The sequence below is a fragment of the Kitasatospora sp. NPDC059648 genome (genome assembly GCF_042734825.1).
Taxonomy (GTDB): Bacteria; Actinomycetota; Actinomycetes; order Streptomycetales; family Streptomycetaceae; genus Kitasatospora.
In genome coordinates, this window is the sequence record NZ_JBHWDU010000019.1 from 1 (window position 1) to 15,208 (window position 15,208).

At 72.3% G+C, this 15,208-nt stretch carries 15 protein-coding genes and 1 pseudogene; 8 read left to right on the plus strand and 8 right to left on the minus strand.

Features of this window, described 5'->3' with window-relative positions; all coding sequences use genetic code 11:
* Positions 1–238 precede the first annotated feature (238 nt).
* Positions 239–802 (plus strand): DinB family protein, encoded by a 564-nt coding sequence (locus tag ACFV1W_RS14395; RefSeq protein WP_380416307.1) that lies wholly within the window; start codon positions 239–241, stop codon positions 800–802.
* A gap of 325 nt (positions 803–1,127) precedes the next feature.
* Here the strand turns inward: ACFV1W_RS14395 and ACFV1W_RS14400 are convergent, their stop codons facing one another.
* Entirely contained in the window at positions 1,128–1,931 is an 804-nt protein-coding gene (locus tag ACFV1W_RS14400) for a hypothetical protein (protein ID WP_380416310.1), read from the minus strand.
* A 71-nt stretch (positions 1,932–2,002) separates the two neighbouring features.
* On the opposite strand from ACFV1W_RS14400, the gene ACFV1W_RS14405 reads away from it, so the two are divergent.
* On the plus strand, positions 2,003–2,311 hold the full coding sequence (locus ACFV1W_RS14405) for a cupin domain-containing protein (protein ID WP_380416312.1): 309 nt from the start codon (positions 2,003–2,005) through the stop codon (positions 2,309–2,311).
* A gap of 252 nt (positions 2,312–2,563) precedes the next feature.
* On the opposite strand, the pseudogene ACFV1W_RS14410 reads toward ACFV1W_RS14405, so the two are convergent.
* Positions 2,564–2,749: pseudogene (locus tag ACFV1W_RS14410) on the minus strand (alpha/beta fold hydrolase); the annotation flags it as partial.
* Positions 2,750–3,328: 579 nt separating this feature from the next.
* On the minus strand, positions 3,329–3,880 hold the full coding sequence (locus tag ACFV1W_RS14415; protein WP_380416315.1) for an HAD domain-containing protein: 552 nt from the start codon (positions 3,878–3,880) through the stop codon (positions 3,329–3,331).
* A 252-nt stretch (positions 3,881–4,132) separates the two neighbouring features.
* Between ACFV1W_RS14415 and ACFV1W_RS14420 the strand changes: the two genes are divergently transcribed.
* On the plus strand, positions 4,133–4,834 hold the full coding sequence (locus tag ACFV1W_RS14420) for a DUF4328 domain-containing protein (protein ID WP_380416317.1): 702 nt from the start codon (positions 4,133–4,135) through the stop codon (positions 4,832–4,834).
* Between the two features lie 186 nt (positions 4,835–5,020).
* Positions 5,021–5,590 carry a hypothetical protein gene (locus ACFV1W_RS14425; protein WP_380416319.1) on the plus strand — a complete coding sequence of 190 codons (570 nt, stop codon included), beginning with the start codon at positions 5,021–5,023 and terminating at the stop codon, positions 5,588–5,590.
* Between the two features lie 71 nt (positions 5,591–5,661).
* On the opposite strand, the gene ACFV1W_RS14430 is transcribed toward ACFV1W_RS14425, so the two are convergent.
* The 3 genes from ACFV1W_RS14430 to ACFV1W_RS14440 all read right to left on the minus strand — a co-directional run bounded on the left by ACFV1W_RS14430 (position 5,662) and on the right by ACFV1W_RS14440 (position 8,996).
* Positions 5,662–6,255: a class I SAM-dependent methyltransferase gene (locus ACFV1W_RS14430; protein ID WP_380416321.1), complete on the minus strand. Its 594-nt coding sequence runs from the start codon at positions 6,253–6,255 to the stop codon at positions 5,662–5,664.
* 117 nt (positions 6,256–6,372) lie between these two features.
* Positions 6,373–7,068, minus strand: coding sequence for an aspartate/glutamate racemase family protein (locus ACFV1W_RS14435; protein WP_380416323.1), 696 nt, complete (start codon positions 7,066–7,068; stop codon positions 6,373–6,375).
* Between the two features lie 77 nt (positions 7,069–7,145).
* A complete protein-coding gene (locus tag ACFV1W_RS14440) occupies positions 7,146–8,996 on the minus strand; it encodes a CocE/NonD family hydrolase (protein WP_380416325.1) in 1,851 nt (616 codons plus the stop codon).
* Between the two features lie 291 nt (positions 8,997–9,287).
* Here ACFV1W_RS14440 and ACFV1W_RS14445 point away from each other — a divergent pair, with 291 nt between their 5' ends.
* Positions 9,288–10,424, plus strand: coding sequence for a HoxN/HupN/NixA family nickel/cobalt transporter (locus tag ACFV1W_RS14445; RefSeq protein WP_380416326.1), 1,137 nt, complete (start codon positions 9,288–9,290; stop codon positions 10,422–10,424).
* A 91-nt stretch (positions 10,425–10,515) separates the two neighbouring features.
* Here the strand turns inward: ACFV1W_RS14445 and ACFV1W_RS14450 are convergent, their stop codons facing one another.
* Together ACFV1W_RS14450 and lepB are read right to left on the minus strand one after the other, a co-directional pair.
* On the minus strand, positions 10,516–11,454 hold the full coding sequence (locus ACFV1W_RS14450; RefSeq protein WP_380416327.1) for an SGNH/GDSL hydrolase family protein: 939 nt from the start codon (positions 11,452–11,454) through the stop codon (positions 10,516–10,518).
* Positions 11,455–11,676: 222 nt separating this feature from the next.
* The gene (gene lepB / locus ACFV1W_RS14455) at positions 11,677–12,348 is read right to left on the minus strand and encodes a signal peptidase I (RefSeq protein ID WP_380416329.1); all 672 of its coding nucleotides are present in this window, start codon (positions 12,346–12,348) and stop codon (positions 11,677–11,679) included.
* Between the two features lie 154 nt (positions 12,349–12,502).
* Between lepB and ACFV1W_RS14460 the strand changes: the two genes are divergently transcribed.
* The 3 genes from ACFV1W_RS14460 (at position 12,503) to ACFV1W_RS14470 (ending at position 15,195) form a co-directional block, all read left to right on the plus strand.
* Positions 12,503–12,967: a (2Fe-2S) ferredoxin domain-containing protein gene (locus ACFV1W_RS14460; protein ID WP_380416330.1), complete on the plus strand. Its 465-nt coding sequence runs from the start codon at positions 12,503–12,505 to the stop codon at positions 12,965–12,967.
* A 127-nt stretch (positions 12,968–13,094) separates the two neighbouring features.
* Positions 13,095–13,349, plus strand: coding sequence for a hypothetical protein (locus ACFV1W_RS14465; RefSeq protein WP_380416331.1), 255 nt, complete (start codon positions 13,095–13,097; stop codon positions 13,347–13,349).
* A gap of 178 nt (positions 13,350–13,527) precedes the next feature.
* Positions 13,528–15,195, plus strand: a complete 1,668-nt coding sequence (locus ACFV1W_RS14470) for a fibronectin type III domain-containing protein (protein ID WP_380416333.1) — start codon at positions 13,528–13,530, stop codon at positions 15,193–15,195.
* Positions 15,196–15,208: the final 13 nt, after the last annotated feature.

Sequence of the window (15,208 nt, forward strand, 5' to 3'; positions counted from 1 at the left end):
GAGCGGGGAGATATCTGGCCGTCCGCGGGGAATCCGCTGGCCATCAGTGGGGCCCTATATGGCCGCCTATGGGGAGCTTTTCATGGCCGCCGTCAGATACTCACGCTGATCTCGGGCGGTGGTCTGGGCCTTGATCATCCGCCATGTCATCGGTCGAGGCTGTCACATCGCGGCCCACGGCCGGCGACGGCGTCCGCGAGGGACACAGCCGGGTCTCCGCTGTATGTAGTGTGCGGAAATGACAAGAAGCGAGCGACTCGCGGACCAGCTGGACTGGCACTGGCGCAAGAACCTCCGGCCGCGGCTGGCCGGTCTTACCGATGAGGAGTACTTCTGGGAGCCGGTGCGCGGCTGCTGGAACATCCGCCCACGCCGCACGCCGTCCGCAGTGATGCCGGAAGGGTCGGGGGAATGGACGATGGACTCCGCTTCCCCTGACCTGGTGCCAGCGCCTGTGACCACGATTGCCTGGCGGCTGGCGCACATCATCGTCTCCTGCCTGGGCTACCGGGTCGCATGGTACTTCGGCGGCCACGACGTCGACTCCCAGACATTCGCCTACGCGGGGACCGCTGACGAGGCGCTAAAACAGCTCGATGAGATGTATGGGAGATGGAACGCGGGGGTCCGCGAACTCTCGGACGCCGCCCTGGACAATCCGCCCACAGCGGGTCCCGAGCGGTTTCCCATGGAGAACAGGGTCCTACACGTCAACAGGGAGCTGATCCATCACGGCGCCGAGGTTTCCCTGCTGCGCGACCTCTACCGCTGGCAGGACGGAGCCGTACCGCACCGAATCTGACTTTTCGGTAACCGGCGATCGAGCATGCTGGTCGGAGGGGCTGGGCGAGTTCGTCACGTTCGGCCCGCACCTGTGCCATCTGCTTGGCCAGCTCTTCTTCCAGTTCGTCCAGGTCCGCGCGCCGCGCGGCGACCCGTGCCGCGATCTCGGACTCCGCCATGAACCGGGTGGTAGGCGGCACCCGCGCCGCGAAGCGGAGGAACCGGAGAAACCGCCTCGTCAGACGATCAAGGCCGCAGACTCCCGCGATCAACCAGCATGAGCACGGTCAGCGAACGTCACGCCAGCCCCTCCGACCAGCACGTTCGAAGATGGCGAAGCTTCATTACTCAAGGCCGGCGGGCAGGCGCCACTCGAAGGGGAAGAGCTCTGCGGCCCAGGCGGGGTCGGAAGAGGCGGCGGGGGTGCGCAGGAAGGTGCGGTGGCGGAGGAGTTCGCGGCGCTCGGCGGGGGTGAGGAGGCGCTCGTCGGGGCCGAGGTTGCCGTAGTCGTCGGGGTCGAGGTCGGGGCGGCCGTCGATCGGGGCTTCCTCGGCGACGTTCAGCAGGTCGCCGCCGGTGGTGCGGTAGTCGAGGCGGAAGTCGGTGCGCCACTGGGAGTTGCCACCCCAGCCCTGGGAGAGGTCGCGGGTGGGGCGGTGGGCTCGGCGGTGGGTCCAGTAGATCGGCCAGCGGTCGGCCACCCCGCGCTCGGCGTGGGCTGCGCCGGCCCGGACCCGTACACCGGCGCGGCTGAACAGCAGCTCGCCGAGTGTCAGGCCGGGCCAGCGGAGGTCGAGGATCTCGATGGGGGTGCCCGGGTCCTCGGCTTGCTCGACCTCGGTGATCTCGTGGAGGAAGGGGTCGAAGGGGGACGGAGTGTCGAAGGGGGTCATGCCGAGGGCGGTGAAGAGGCGGAGGTAGGGCGGGAGCTGGGGGCCGAGGAGGAGGAAGTCGCTGACGCGGCTGAGGGCGTAGAGCTCCTGGAGGAGGTCCCCGTTGTCGGCCCACCACTGGTTGTGGGGAGTGGCGGCGGTGCGGAGGCCGGCCCGGTAGTCGTCGGTGGCGGCCTCGGCGAGCCAGGGAGTGATGACGTCCTCGTAGGGGCCGTCGGTGTTGAGGAGCGCCTCGTACAGCGCGCGAGCGTTCACCCTGGTGATCCTGGCAGGTTTTGCCAAACGGTCGACCAACTTGCTGGTCGGCCCGGGTAGCGTCGCTGGTCATGAGCTTGGTGGACGTGAGGGAAAAGGCGGCCCAACTGCCCGATGCCTGGCGCTCGGTGGTGCTGGGGCAGGTCGGTAGGGCGGCGGTGAAGGTGTTGCGGATGGACGGCCGGGAGCTGGAGCAGGAGGTGCACGGGACGGCCGAGGTGCTGTTCGTCGCGGATGGCGTCCTGGAACTGGAGCTGGACGGGGCGGCCTTGACGGTCGGCGCCGGCGAGCTGTGCCGGGTGCCGGCGGGCACGCGCCACGCGGTGCGGCCGGGCAGCAGGGGAACGCTGCTGATCGTGGAGGTTCCCGAGGGGGGGTGATGGACGGCGGCGCCTCGTCCGGATCGGCGAGGCGCCGCGGGGTGGCGACTAGAGGAGACCGAAGTCGAACTCGCCTACGGCGACGGCGTGGATGAACGAGACTCTGTACGTAGCGGCCCGTGGCTCGCCGTTGTCCAAGGCGTGCCCCGACCGCGACCGCCAACCGGTTGCCTGACCCACCCTCACCGCGACCGAGCCGCCCGGCCGGATCCACCGGGCGGCCTGCCCTGCTCACGCTGCTTCCGCGTCCTCGGAGGCGGCCCGGCTGCTCGCGCTGAACCGGCGCAGGTCCGGCGCGATGACGCGGTAACGGTCGGACAGGTCGGCCATGACGTCCGTCCACAGCTCCCAGGTGTGCGGGAAGCCGTGCAGCAGTACGGCCGGGCCCGATCCGGCGAGGGCGACGTTCAGTTCGACACCGGAGATCGACCCCAGCAACCGGCTCGCCGACGAATCACCCCCCGACTAGGGAGTGGAGAACGAGACCCTCCAACGCGGTTTCGGGGCTCCGGACTTCAGGGCGGGGTCGGTCAGGAGCCGCAGTTCTCCTCCCCCCAGGTGTCGAACCAGCGGCTCCAGATGGACACGTCCTTGCCGACCGCCCGTCGTCGGCGGTCGGTTTCCCGTTGCTCCGGCGTGATCAGGGGCTCCTCGTGGCGCAGCCAGTCGAGGTACCACTCGGCGAAGCTCGCCGTCCGGCCCGCGCCGCAGCTCCCGCGGCCACGGCCTGCCCGCGCTGACCCGGAGCAGGAAGGCCCGGTGATCGGCCGGAAGCACGACGCCGAACTGTTCCTCGGCCTCCCGCGCCTGGGCGTCGGTCAGCGGCGCGGCTGGCCCGCCCGTCACCGGGTGGCCGCCGTGCCGCGCCCGCCGCTCGTACAGCGCGATGAGGCGTGGCCGCACGATGTCCCAGTCCGTGGTCCGCATGGCCGGTCACGATAGCGACCGGGCTCCGGCGGTGACGATCTCCGCGGCCGTCGCGCACCGGCCCGGCTGACCTGCTGCGCGGCCCGTCCGTCAGGCCAGGGAGCCTGCCCAGTCGGCCAGTTGCGCGAAGTCCTGCGCCGTCAGCCCGACCTTCGAATCGACGTGGTGGAGCAGCGCCGGGCCGTCGTGTCGCGCCCGCACCCAGGCGCGGTCCGCGTCCGTTATGTGGTCGTCGACCCAGGCGAAGGGGCGGCCCTGCGCCCAGGAGACGATCTCCGGCGTCTTCCAGAACACCCCGCCCTCCGGCTCGGGCCTCGGCTCGGACCAGGTGATGAACGGCAGCTCGGGCAGCCCGAGGACCGGTGCGATGAAGGCGTTGGCCTCCTCCTCCCAGGTCGTCGCCCACACCAGGTCGTAGGGCAGCGCCGTGAGCGCGGGCCCGTGCTCCGGGTTGAGCCAGACCCGCAGCGGCTTCGGCGACTTGTGGGGCGTGCCCCACCAGGCGAGCCGGCGGCGTTCGGCGGCCTCCCACCGCGGCGTCATCAGCCGGTGGGTACCGTACCCCTCGGGCCGCCGGTGGGGTTTCACCGCATCGGGGTTCAGCGGCCCGTCCACGTCCAGCAGCAGTATCGGCCGTACCATGGCGCACCTCCCTCGATCGTTGCCGCACGATAGCGGCCGGGAGGGCCTCGGCCCAACGCATTTCTCCGCCGCCCGGCTCGGCGGCCGACTGTCATAGGTGTGCGGCAGACTGTGCTCCAGCGGTGGGGGTTCCGCGCCCGAGGCGTGAACCCTGCTCACGGCTGATCCCTGAAAACGCTGGTGCACGAAACTGATCGGCCCTAAGGTAGCGGCCCGTCACCCCCACCGACCGAACCCGGAGTCCCTTCCCCCATGCCTTCGCCCGCCGTGTTCCGCTCACCGAAGGCGGCCGCCACCGCCGCCACCGTCCTGCTCTCCGTGAGCGGTGCGGTGGCACTCTTCCGCCTCGCGGTCGACGTCCACCTGTACGGCTTGGTCGGTGACCTCATGACCGGTGCCTCCAAGGTCGACGGCGCCGCGCTCACCGACGCGGACAACCTCAACGACACCGCGCTCTCGGTGTACTTCCTGGCCCTGATCGCCACGGCGGCCGCCTTCCTCACCTGGTTCTACCGGGTGCGGGTGAACGCCGAGGTGCTGGACCCGCACGGGCACCGGTTCCGGCGCGGCTGGGCGATCGGCGGCTGGTTCACGCCCCTGGTGATGCTCTGGTTCCCCCGGCAGATCGCCGGTGACATCTGGCAGGCCAGTGTCCGGCCCGACGAAACCGGCGTGCGCCCGCCGCTGTCGCAGGCGCTGCTCAACCTGTGGTGGGGCACCTTCATCGTGGGCAACGCGCTCAACCGGATAGGCAGCCAGGCCACCAACGCCGCGCGCTACCCGGACGACTACCAGCAGGGCGTCGTCTGGCTGATCGCCTCCGACGTGCTCCAAGTGGCCGCCGCGGTCTTCGCCGTCCTGGTGGTGCGGAAGCTGACGTCCATGCAGGAGGAGCGCTTCGCCGAATCCGCCGCCCGGGCGTACGGGGTCCACGTTTCGGCCGTCGAGAGCTGACGCCTGCCCCGCTCATGGGACGAACCCCGTGGAGCCGACGGCGACGACCGAAGCGCCGCAGGCCGGGCAGGCCGGGCAAGCCGAACAGGCCGGTCAGGCAGGTCGGGCCGATGAGGGCGCTCCGCCCCGGTGAGGAGGCCCGCGCGCCCATGGTGCTGCGGTGGTCGGTGGGTCTACGTTGGCGCGGTGAGTGCTTCGACTGGCGCCGTCCGAAGGCGGCGCGTGTTCTTCTCCGTCGGCTGGGCCGTCCTCCTGGGGGCCGTGGTGGTGCCGCCGTTGGTCGTCGGGCCGGCGTTCGCGCGCTCGGGGGCGCTGATCGCGTCCGGGCTGGTGGCGGCGCTCGGGCCCGCCGTCCTGCTGGAAGCGGCGACGGCGCGGCGCAAGAGCGTGCGGGTGGCCGGCGGGCTGGTGCGGGCGCGCACCTGGTCGGGCGAGCGGGAGGTGGACCTGCGGGACCTCGCCATCGTCCGTGCCTGGGAGGCGATGTCGAGGGAAGGCTCGCAGACCTTCGTCTCACTGGCGGACCGCTCCGGCGGCTGGGTGGTCCTGGTCGCCGACGACGGGCGCCGGCAGCTGATCGCCGACGCGGTGCGCAGACACGGCGCGGGTTACGTCTCCCCGTGGGCCCTGGGTCTGCTGGGCCTCAAGCCCACCCGCTGGTACGCCGCGGGCGGCCGCGTGCTCGGGCTCCTCTTCGTGTTCATCGCCCTGCTCCCTGTCGGAATGCTGCTCGCCGCGGCCGTCGCCCAGCGCTGAACGGCCGGCCTCAGCAGTAGCCGTGCAGCGCGGCGCGGCCTCCGGGCGCCGCGAGACCCGGGCCGGGGCGCTCAGGGCTTCTGCCAGGCCAGCGAGTACCGCCGCAGGACGTGCCACCGGTAGCGCACCCCCGGCAGCACCCGCCCGGCCGCCTCCCGCACCTCCCGGTAGCTCATCCCCGGCGCGGCCTCCGGCATCCCCTCCGGGCCCCCTGCCCGCCTCAGCACCTTCACGGCCCGCACCAGCGGCGCGGCCGCCACCCGGCGGGCCCAGTCCGCCGACGTCTCCTCCCGCGCCAGGCCGACCACCACCAACACGCCTCCCGGCCGCAGCAGTTCTCGCATCCGGGTGAGCGCGGCCGGGAAGTCCATGTGGTGGACGGCCGTGACCGAGCAGACGAAGTCGAAGCCCTCAAGCGGCAGGTCGACCGTCAGGAAGTCCCCTTCCAGGAATGCCGGTTCGGCGTGCAGCGCCCGTGCCCGGGCGACCATCCCGGCCGAGCTGTCCACCCCGACCACCCGGCCGCACCGCCGCGCCAGCTTCGCCGCCAACAGCCCGTCCCCGCACCCCACGTCCAGCGCCGCCCCGCACCCCGGCGGCACCGCCCGCAGGATCCCGGCGTGCCGCGCCACATTGGTGTTCCAGTACGGCCGTTGCTCGCGCATCCCCCCACCGTAGGCCCCGGGCCGCGCCGTGCGGGCCTGAGGACCGAACCCCGGGCCGGACTTCCGGGATGTGCCTGGTCCGGTTGGAGGAGGAAGTGTCGCTCCTCGACGGGTGGTTCAGCCGTCCGCCAGGGCGGCCGTCACGGCGGCCTCGGCGTGGAGGCGGGCGGTGGGGAACACCGGGACGGGGCTGTCCTCCGGCCCGACCAGCAGTTCGATCTCGGTGCAGCCGAGGACGACGCCCTCGGCGCCCGCCGCGACCAACTGCTCGATGACCCGCCGGTAGGCCGCCCGCGACTCCTCGCGGACCACTCCGAGGCACAGCTCCTCGTAGATCACCCGGTGCACCAGGGCGCGGGATTCGGCGTCGGGGACGAGGACGTCCAGACCGCCGGAGGCCAGTCGGCCCCGGTAGAAGTCCTGTTCCATGGTGAACGCCGTCCCCAGCAGCCCGACCCGCCGCAGGCCCGCCGCCCGCACCGCGTCCGCCGTGGCGTCGGCCAGGTGCAGCAGGGGGACGGTCACCGCCGCCGCGACCTGGTCGGCGACCTTGTGCATGGTGTTGGTGCAGATCAGCAGCAGATCCGCGCCCGCCGCCTCCAGCGAGCGGGCCGCGTCCGCGAGGACGGCTCCGGCCTCCTCCCACCGGCCCGCCGTCTGCAGCCGCTCGATGTCGGCGAAGTCGACCGAGTGGAGCACGAGTCGGGCGGAGTGCAGGCCGCCGAGGCGGTCGCGGGTGAGTTCGTTCAGGGTGCGGTAGTACTGGGCGGTGGATTCCCAGCTCATGCCGCCGATCAGCCCGAGGGTCTTCATGCCGCCATTTATAAGTCAGGCGCGAAAAGTAAAGCAAATACATAAGGAGTACTTTGACGGGCCCTCGCCTGTTCCCCTCAATTCCCCCGGGCCACCCGGTGCTGCCATTCCCGGCTGAACACCACCGACCCCGCCTCCAATGCCCGCAGCTGCACCAGGCTGATGAAGTGCTCTGCGTCGCAGCGCAGTTGGGTGCGGGTCTGGACGGTCACGTCCCAGCCGAGGTCCGGTCGCTCCAGCCGCACCGTGTGGTCGGTACGGGCCTGGGCGCTGAGCGGGGCGCCGGTGAGGATGCGGTAGGCGGTGACGGTGTGCTCGTCGAGGACCAGGCCGTCGGGGTAGGTGCGGGTGCCGTCGGTCGCGGGGGAGAGGTCGATGCGCCATTCGTGGCGTCCGATGTCGTGCACGGTGACGTGCTCGGGCCGGGCGGTGAGCGGTTCGGTGACGTGGACGGCCGGCGGGTCGGGCAGCGTGGGGGTCTCGAAGGTGACGGGCGCGGCGCCGACGTCGGCCGCCAGGTGGCGGACCGGCAGGCTGAGGGTGGAGCGGGACGGGTCGAGGGCGTACCCGCTGTCGTCGGCGGGCGGCCACACCCAGGGCCAGTAGACGGAGGAGAACGCGAGCCGCAGTCGGTGCCCGGCCGGGACGGTCGCGGCGCAGGCGGCGAGTTCGACCTCGGCGTCGGGGCCGGCGGCGGTCAGCACGCCGCGGGTGAGCAGGTCGGAGGTGCCGTCGGGGCCGACCGCGCACAGCCGTGCCACCACCTGGACCGGGGAGTCGGCGGAGCGCAGCCGCAGCCGCGCGACCGGGGTGCCGAGCAGTTCGACGGGCTCGGGCAGCGGCTGGGAGTCGAAGCAGACCGAGCGCCCGTCCTCCTCGCGCTGGTCCGGCGGCTGGTCGGCGGGGCGGCCGTGGGAGACGTACGCACCGGCGTTGAGGCCGGTGTGCTGGGGGGAGCGGACGCGGACGTAGCGGTCCCCGGAGGCGGTGCCGGCGGTGCGCAGCTGGCCGTCGAGGTCCCAGTGGATCTCCCGGACGTCCGGGGAGGGCCAGGCCTCGTCGCCGGTCCAGCGGGTGCTGATCCAGCTGCGCAGGGCCGGTTCCTTGGCGGCGCCGGTGTCGACGCCGCGCAGCCAGTGGTCCCACCAGCGCAGGGTCTCGGGCAGGGCGGCCTCGGGCAGGCCGTGCGGCCAGGGGCCGATCAGCGCGCGGGCGGTGGGGGACTCGGCGAGCAGGCGCAGCACGAAGGAGCAGGACGGGTCGCCCCAGCCGGCCACCGCGAGAACCGGGACGGACACCGGCACGGTGGTGTCCCCGGCGGCGAGCCAGGTGTCGACGGGGGGTTCCAGCGATTCGAGCCGGGCCAGCCAGCGGGGCCGCCAGGCGTCGCCGAGCCGGAGCGGGTCCGGGGGCAGGGCGGCGTCGGCGACCAGGGCGGTGAGCCGGGTGTGCAGGTCGGCGGCGAGGACGGCGCCGCCGAGGCGGTGGCCGCCCTGGGGGCAGGCGGTGACCGCCGCGCCGACGGTGTCCGGGGCCCGGGCGGCGAGCCGCAGCGCGGTAGTGCCGGCGGCGCCGACTCCGAGCAGGCCGACGCGGCCGCTGCACCAGGGGCGGCGGGCGATCCAGTCGATGACGGCGGCGCCGTCGGCGAGCTCCTGCTCGTCGCCGGGTTCGCCGGGCAGGCCGCCGGAGTTGCCGTGGCCGCGGGTGTCGACCCGGACGGCGGCGTAGCCGTGGCCCGCGTACCAGGGGTGGCGGCGGGCGTCCTCGGCGGCGGTGCGGTCGCTCAGGCGGTCGGCCGAGTACTCCAGCAGGGCGGGGGCGGGCTCCTCGCCGACCGGGCGCCACACGCGGGCGGCGAGCTCCGTGCCGTCGGGCAGCGGGATGCGGACGTCCTCGCGGGTGGTGCGGAAGGGGTACGACGGCATGGCCGCTCCCATCGGGTCCCGGGCCGGTGAGCGCCGAGCGGCCCGGGCGCGGACGGGGACCGCGCCGCGGGCGTCGGCATTCCGACCCTAGGCGAGGAGGCGCCCGATTTCCTGGCGAGCGCCGCGTCCCGGTGAGGGCTGCTCCCCGGCGGGCGCCGCGTCCCGGTGAGGGCCCGCGGCGGCCGTTCCGGGTGGACCGAGGCCGGGCCGTAATTGCGCATGACTTGCAACTGCTCGCCCAAGGGGGGAAGGATGGCCAGCTCCGCCCGGACCACCCGAAAGGACCACAGGATGCCCAGCACCGCCCCAGGTGCCCCGGCAGGCGCCCCACCCGTCAGATGGCGCGACCGGCTCACCCGTGAGGAGTGGATCCGGCTGGCCGGGATGGGCGGCTTCATCCTCGCGCTGCACGTCATCGGCTGGTTCACGCTGCTCGCCCTGGTCGCGCCCGAGCACTACGACGTCGGCGGCCAGGTGTTCGGCGCGGGCATGGGCCTGACCGCCTACACCCTCGGGATGCGGCACGCCTTCGACGCGGACCACATCGCGGCGATCGACAACACCACCCGCAAGCTGATGGGACAGGGCAAGCGGCCGCTGTCGGTGGGCTTCTGGTTCTCGCTCGGGCACTCCTCGATCGTCTTCGGCCTGTGCGCGCTGCTGGCCTTCGGCATCCGCACGCTCGCCGACCAGGTGGAGGCGGACGACTCGACGCTGCACCAGATGACCGGCCTGATCGGCACCACCGTCTCCGGCTCGTTCCTGCTGCTGCTCGGCCTGATCAACCTGGGCGCCTTCAACGGCATCCTCCGGGTGTTCCGCCGGATGCGCCTGGGCGAGTACGACGAGGCCGAGCTGGAGCGCCAGTTGGAGCGGCGCGGGCTGATGAACCGCATCCTCGGCAAGGTCACGCGGGCGGTGACCAAGTCCTGGCACATGTATCCGGTGGGCCTGCTGTTCGGCCTGGGCTTCGACACCGCGACCGAGGTGTCCCTGCTGGTGCTGGCGGGCGGCGCGGCGGCCTTCTCGCTCCCCTGGTACGCACTGCTGACGCTGCCGATCCTGTTCGCGGCGGGGATGAGCCTGTTGGACACGATCGACGGCTCGTTCATGAACTTCGCCTACGAGTGGGCGTTCTCCAAGCCGGTCCGCAAGATCTACTACAACCTGACCGTCACCGGCCTGTCGGTGCTGGTCGCGCTGGTCATCGGCCTGATCGAACTGATCGGCCTGCTCGGCGAGAAGCTGGACATCACCAGCGGGCCGATCGCCTGGATCAGCGGCCTGGACCTCAACTTCGTCGGCTACGCGATCGTCGGCCTGTTCGTGCTGACCTGGATCGGGGCGATCGCGTTCTGGAAGTTCGGCAGGGTCGAGGAGAAGTGGTCGGCCGGGCTGGCGGCCGCCTCCCCGGCCGAAGCGGAATAGCCGCGGAACGGGGACGGACGCGACCGGGGGCCGGTGACCGGGGTCTGGTCACCGGCCCCCCGGGGCCTTCCGGAGCCCTGTGCCGCCGCGGTTACTTCAGCGCGGCGAGCACCGCGTTCGCCATCACCTGCTCGCCGGTCGCGTTCGGGTGGAACGGCACGGCGGGCGAGCCGGGCAGCGCGCCCTCGATCCAGCGGTCGTCGGAGCAGACGTCGTGCCCGCGGGTCGGGGTCGCGGTGTCCACGTACGTCGCGCCGTTGGCGGCCGCGGTGGACTTGAGGGCGGCGTTCAGCTCGTCGAGCACCCCGTGCATGTACTCGACGTCGCCCGGCGTCACCGGCTGGCGCAGGATGCAGGCCGAGCCGTCGGCGGGCAGCACGGACGGGTAACCGACCAGCAGCACCCGGGCCTTGGGCGCCTTGGTGTGGATCTGCTGGAGGGTGGTGGCGATCTGCGGGGCGATGGTGGTGGTGATCCGCTCGGCCAGGTCATCGTTGCCGTACTGCCAGGACCAGGTGTTCCAGTCCCAGTAGCCGTGGTGGTAGACGTCCTTGCAGGGCGTGCCGAGCGGGTTGACGGTCGCGCCCGCGATGCAGGTGGCGACCAGTTCGCCGAGGCCGAGGTCGCTGGCGGCGAGGTCGTTGCCGCCGATCCCGAGGGTGACCAGGTCGGTGTCGGCGGCCACCGAGTCCAGCTGCGGGTCGTTGACCCGGATGAAGGCGTCGTACTGCGGCTGCGTCATGGCCTTGACCTTGGCGGCCGCGCAGGTGACGTCGGTGTAGGCGCCGGCCTTGAGCGAGGCGGCGACCAGGTGGCCGTAGTTGTGGTCGGAGCGCAGGCACAGGCCGGCCGACTGGCCGGGCACGCCGGCGCCGGCGGCGTAGGAGTCGCCGAGGGCCACGTAGTGCTTCGGGGCGGGGGTGGCGGCCTGGGCAGTGGTGGAGGTGAGCGCGAGGGCGGCGCCGACGGCGACGGCGGCGAGCAGGCTCGAATTGCGGAGCCGCCGGGAATTCCGGGCAGGGCGGAGCACGGGTTCCTCCTGGGGGAGAGAAACGACGGGTGGGGGTCGTGCCGAGCCGGGCCACAGCTACTCACAGGTAAGTTACTGTCAGGTTTCGTCGGCGTCCATGCTTCCGACGGAAATTCCGGAAATCCCGTCAGATGGCACCGGGTGACATTTCGAATTCCGCTCCACCGTGTTTCGAAAACAACTCCGATACGCGGTGGAGCGGAATTCGGGAACTCCCCGGCCTCAGCCGGGGGTGCCGGCCGGAGCGCGGCGCCGGGCGGCGGCGAAGGAGGCGATGACCACCGCGGCGAGCACCCCGAAGACGGTGAGCAGGGCGCCGAGCGCCATCAGCAGCGCCGCGCCGATCAGCTTGCCGGGCAGGGCGGGGGAACCGCTGCCGGAGTGCCAGACCACCCGGTCGCCGGTCAGTCGGGCGAGGTCGACGGTGCCCTGGTGGCCGTCGTCGAGGTGGTGCCGGGAGTCGGTCGCGGCGGCCCGCCGGTCGCCCATCAGGAAGGCCCGCCCGGGCGGGACGGTGACGTCGAAGTCGCGTGGGCAGGTGTCGGCCCGGCGGTCGGCCGGTTCGTCCAGCGGCTGTCCGTCGAGGCTGGGCCGCCCGTCGGCGCAGGCGATCCGCTGGCCGCCGAGGGCCACCACCCGGAACACGGGGGAGCCGTGGAGGCCCCAGGGGGAGTCGGCGATGTAGATCTCGCCGCGCCGGACGTCCGCCGCCGCGACCCGGTCGGCCAGCATCCGGTCGCCCGGCCGGAGCGCCGGCTCCATCGCCGTGCCGTCCATGCGGTGGAGGGAGTAGCCGCCGGTGAGGACCACCGAGAGTCCGAGCGCCCCGCACAGGATCCCGGTCACCGCCACGGCCACCGCGAACCACAGGCCCCGGGCCCTCCCCTTCGGCATCCGCCCGTTCCTCTTCCCTCGGCCGCTCGTCGGTCGGATCCTATTCCAGGCCGATCGGGTGGCCCCGGGGGCCGGTCCCCTGACAGGTACAGTTCCGGTGCAGAGCGTGCCGTCGACGACCGGGGCCGCCGATCCAGGAGGGGGACCAGAGCGGATGAGCCGCCGAGACCGTGACCGCGACGGCAGGAACGACCGTGACGGCAGGAACGGCCGCGACGCCAAGGACGGCCGCGACCGCAAGCGGGGCGCCGGTTCTCCGGTGACCGTCACCGTCTGCCGGGGCTGCTGCTGCGGCACCGAGGCGAAGCACCCGGGGGTGGACCACGCCGGGCAGTACGAGCGCCTGCGGACGGCCGTCGGCTCGGCGGGCCGGGTCCGGGCCGTCACGTGCCTGGACGTGTGCACCCAGTCCAACGTGGTGGTGGTCGGCCCGTCCAGCGAGGGGCGGGCGGCGGGCGGCCGTCCGGTCTGGCTCGGCTTCGTGCTGATGGACGAGATGATCGACGACATAGCCGCCTGGGTGCACGCCGGCGGACCCGGCCTCGCCGACCCGCCCGGGCTGCTCGACCTCCAGCTGATCTCGGTCTCCCGGCGGGTCCGCGAGGGGCTCCCGGAGTGATCCGCCACGCCTGACGGAGCCGAACAGTCGTGACGGTCGGTCAGATCCACGGCCCGGGACGGCTTCGGGGTCGGCCCACTACCATGACCGGTGGCATCGAGCGGTTCCGTGCAAAGGGAGGAAGACGATGACGACGGTCTGCCGCATCTGCGCGGGCACCGGCCGCACCGCCGGCCTCAACTGCCGCACCTGCCAGGGCACCGGCACCACCGAGGTGGGCGGCGGGGGCGGCAACTGCTTCCTCTGTGACGGCACCGGGGTGTACGTCCGCTACCGGGTGGACGCGACCGGCGCCAAGCAGGCCTACCGGGACGAGATCTGCCGCACCTGCGACGGCACCGGCAGCCGCTCCACGAACCTCTGGGACGAACCGTCCGCCTGACTGCCCTCCGGCGCCCCCGTCCGTCCCGTCGGCTGGGGACATGGTCCGGCACCCCTCCGGTACGGACATGTTCTTTACCGAACCGTGACCCGGTGTTGGTGTTCGAGTGGCGGAGGCGCTGACACTCGTTCACCGGAAGTCCGCGTGCGGTCAACGCGCCGCTGACAGAGTCCCGCGCATGGATATCCCCAACATGGGCGTGCCGGCCGAGCTCGCCGACCGCATGAGCATGGCCGAGCAGCACGAGTACCTGCGGGCCCGTTTCTCCCGCCGTCGGATGCTGCGCGCCGGCGCGGTGACCGTGGGCGCCGTCGCCGTCGGCGGTGCGCTGGGCAGCGCCCCGGCCTTCGCCGCCCCGGCCGGTCCGCAGCTGCTGACCGGTGCCACGACGGCCGGCATCGACGGCGCGCTGGTCGCGCCGATCGGCCGTCACCTCCAGTTCGGCCCCGAGCCGGACACCCAGTTCCGCATCTCCTGGCAGGTGCCGGCGCCGGTCAAGAAGCCGTTCCTGCGGTTCGGCAAGCACCCGTGGGAGCTCAGCCACAGGATCCAGGCCGAGGTCCGTGCCCTGCACACCCCGGCGCTGACCCCCAACAGCCAGCCGGTGGACCAGTACTACCTGCACGTGGCGCTGGAGGACCTCCAGCCCGACACCACCTACTACTACGGCGTCGGCCACGAGGGCTTCGACCCCGCCTCGCAGCAGCGGATCTCCACCCTGCACACCTTCCGCACCGCGCCACCCCGCGACCGCCGCTGGGGCAAGGTGTACGAGCCGTTCACCTTCACCGCCTTCGGGGACCAGGGCGTCAGCGCCCACGCGGCCGGCAACGACAACATCATCAAGGCCCAGAAGCCGGCCTTCCACCTGCACGCCGGCGACATCTGCTACGCCGACCCGGCCGGGTCCGGCACCGACCCGGACAAGTCCGTCTTCAACGCGAGGACCTGGGACGACTTCCTGGTCCAGACGGAGACCGTCGCCGCCGACATCCCGTGGATGGTCGCGTACGGCAACCACGACATCGAGGCGTGGTACTCGCCCAACGGCTACGGCGGCGAGAACAGCCGCTTCTTCCTGCCGGACAACGGCCCGGACCCGCGCAAGGTCCCCGGCGTCTACACCTTCCGCTACAAGAACGTCGGCGTCGTCTCGCTGGACGCCAACGACGTCTCCTACGAGATCCCGGCCAACCTGGGCCTCTCGGCGGGCCAGCAGACCAAGTGGCTGGAGCGCACCCTCAAGGACCTGCGCAGCGACGAGACCGTCGACTTCATCGTGGTCTTCTTCCACCACTGCGCCTTCTCCACCACCGTCGCCCACGCCTCCGAGGGCGGCGTCCGCGAGGCCTGGGTGCCGCTGTTCGAGAAGTACCGGGTGGACCTGGTCATCAACGGCCACAACCACATCTACGAGCGCACCGACGCCATCCTCGGCAACAAGGTCTCCAAGCAGGTGCCGAGCGGCGCCACCGTCGAGCCCGCCAAGGACGGCGTGGTCTACGTGACCGCGGGCGCGGCCGGCCGCAGCCTGTACAAGTTCGACGCGCCCGACACCTACGAGGGGCACGAGAACCACCAGGACGAGGTGACCACCTACTACTGGGGCAAGGGCAGGGTGAAGGTCCCCGAGACCATCCAGTGGTCGCGGGTGCGCTACACCGGCTACTCCTTCATCAAGGTCGACGTCACCCCGGCCCACCTGGGCCAGAAGTCGGTCATGAAGGTCACCGCGCTGGCCGAGAACGGCACGCGGATCGACGACTACACGATCCTGCGCAAGGTCGGCGAGGGCTGGGACTCCGACCGCGACGACGACGGGCAGGGCGGCGGCTGGGGCTGGTAGTCCCCGATCGGCC

Excerpts from the sequence above, each read along its gene's own strand:
- ACFV1W_RS14395 (WP_380416307.1), top strand. The coding sequence starts at position 239 with ATGACAAGAAGCGAGCGACTCGCGGACCAGCTGGACTGGCACTGGCGC.
- ACFV1W_RS14405 (WP_380416312.1), top strand. The coding sequence starts at position 2,003 with ATGAGCTTGGTGGACGTGAGGGAAAAGGCGGCCCAACTGCCCGATGCC.
- ACFV1W_RS14415 (WP_380416315.1), bottom strand. The coding sequence starts at position 3,880 with ATGGTACGGCCGATACTGCTGCTGGACGTGGACGGGCCGCTGAACCCC.
- ACFV1W_RS14420 (WP_380416317.1), top strand. The coding sequence starts at position 4,133 with ATGCCTTCGCCCGCCGTGTTCCGCTCACCGAAGGCGGCCGCCACCGCC.
- ACFV1W_RS14430 (WP_380416321.1), bottom strand. The coding sequence starts at position 6,255 with ATGCGCGAGCAACGGCCGTACTGGAACACCAATGTGGCGCGGCACGCC.
- ACFV1W_RS14435 (WP_380416323.1), bottom strand. The coding sequence starts at position 7,068 with ATGAAGACCCTCGGGCTGATCGGCGGCATGAGCTGGGAATCCACCGCC.
- ACFV1W_RS14440 (WP_380416325.1), bottom strand. The coding sequence starts at position 8,996 with ATGCCGTCGTACCCCTTCCGCACCACCCGCGAGGACGTCCGCATCCCG.
- ACFV1W_RS14445 (WP_380416326.1), top strand. The coding sequence starts at position 9,288 with ATGCCCAGCACCGCCCCAGGTGCCCCGGCAGGCGCCCCACCCGTCAGA.
- lepB (WP_380416329.1), bottom strand. The coding sequence starts at position 12,348 with ATGCCGAAGGGGAGGGCCCGGGGCCTGTGGTTCGCGGTGGCCGTGGCG.
- ACFV1W_RS14460 (WP_380416330.1), top strand. The coding sequence starts at position 12,503 with ATGAGCCGCCGAGACCGTGACCGCGACGGCAGGAACGACCGTGACGGC.
- ACFV1W_RS14465 (WP_380416331.1), top strand. The coding sequence starts at position 13,095 with ATGACGACGGTCTGCCGCATCTGCGCGGGCACCGGCCGCACCGCCGGC.
- ACFV1W_RS14470 (WP_380416333.1), top strand. The coding sequence starts at position 13,528 with ATGGATATCCCCAACATGGGCGTGCCGGCCGAGCTCGCCGACCGCATG.